Origin of the sequence: uncultured Leptotrichia sp. (assembly GCF_938036635.1) — a bacterium.
Taxonomy (GTDB): domain Bacteria; phylum Fusobacteriota; class Fusobacteriia; order Fusobacteriales; family Leptotrichiaceae; genus Leptotrichia; species Leptotrichia hongkongensis.
The window spans coordinates 1-1348 of the sequence record NZ_CALHQO010000485.1 but is presented as its reverse complement, the minus strand read 5'-3'; the positions used below and the strand labels follow the sequence as shown (position 1 = coordinate 1348).

1 protein-coding gene and 1 pseudogene are annotated in these 1348 nt (G+C 33.0%); both read left to right on the top strand.

Features of this window, described 5'->3' with window-relative positions:
- Positions 1–674 (top strand): annotated as a pseudogene (locus tag Q0370_RS09830) (DNA recombination/repair protein RecA); the annotation flags it as partial.
- Positions 664–1269 carry a regulatory protein RecX gene (locus tag Q0370_RS09825; RefSeq protein ID WP_299575181.1) on the top strand — a complete coding sequence of 202 codons (606 nt, stop codon included), beginning with the start codon at positions 664–666 and terminating at the stop codon, positions 1267–1269. The pseudogene Q0370_RS09830 and the gene Q0370_RS09825, both read left to right, overlap by 11 nt.
- Positions 1270–1348 lie beyond the last annotated feature (79 nt).

Genomic DNA, 1348 nt, shown 5'->3' with positions numbered 1-1348 from the left:
TAATTGTTGTCGATTCAGTTGCGGCGCTTGTTCCAAAAGCTGAAATTGAAGGAGAAATGGGAGATCAGCAAATGGGACTTCAGGCAAGATTAATGTCAAAAGCACTTAGAAAATTGACAGGAAGTATTGCAAAATCTGATACGGTTATGATCTTCATTAATCAAATAAGAGAAAAAATTGGAGGATTTTCATTTACTCCAGGTCCACAAACTACAACTTCAGGAGGACGTGCATTAAAATTCTTTTCAACAGTTAGAATGGAAGTGAAAAGAGTGGGTTCTGTGAAACAAGGAGATGACGTTATTGGAAATGAAATTCTAGTAAAAGTCACTAAAAACAAAGTTGCACCGCCATTTAGAGAAGCTAGATTTAATATTATGTATGGAACAGGAATTTCTAGAATTGGAGAAGTGCTAGATGCGGCTATAAATTTAGGAATTGCCTCGAAGGCTGGAGCTTGGTTCAGCTATGGAGAAGAACGATTGGGACAAGGTCGTGTAAATGTGGAAAATATGTTAAAGGAAAATAAGGAACTTTACAAAAGACTGGAAAAAGATGTACTGGAAGCAATTCGTCCAAAACAAGAAGAAGATAAAAAGGAAAATCCTGAAGCTGTGGAAAATGACCAGACTCAAAATGACGAAAATGGCAAAGTAGAAAATAATGAAAATTAATAAAATTTATCGAAATAAAATGTATCTTGATACAGGAGAAATTATGGATATAAGCCCGTTTATCAGGCAAAAATATGATTTGAAGGTAAATAATGAGATTGAGAGGTTTTATGATGAGATTTCGTATGAAGCCTCTCTTGAAAAGGGGATTTTTCTAATTTCATTAAAGGACAGGACAAAAAAGGAAGTGCGGCTAAAATTAGAGGAAAAATATAGAAATAAGGCAGCTATTTTACGAGCAATAGAAAAACTGGAGGAATTTGGGTATTTAAATGACTTGAATTATGCAATGTCGTATATTGAAGGTAGAACGTATGGGAAAAACCGTATTTCCTATAATCTTTTTCAAAAGGGAATTGATAAAGACATAGTTGAAAAGGCTTATTTGGCTTTGGAGGAAGAAAGGGAAGAAAATGTTGAAGATGTAAAATTAGAAAAATTGATTGAAAAAAAAGGTAAAAAGGTCAATGTAAATAATGAGCGGGATGAAAAAAAAATAAAGGAAGAGCAGAAACTTATACAATATTTGGCAAGGCAAGGTTTTTCTCTTGATAAAATTTTTAAAAAGTTAAAAGAGTACAAGGAAAATTACTAATAAGCAGTAAGGGAGGAAAAGAACATGAGAACGATATTTTACCATCTTGTGTTAGTTGGAACTTTTATTTATGGAAGTT

What these genes read in the sequence shown, in the direction of transcription:
- Q0370_RS09825 (WP_299575181.1), top strand. Translation starts at nt 664, where the DNA reads ATGAAAATTAATAAAATTTATCGAAATAAAATGTATCTTGATACAGGA.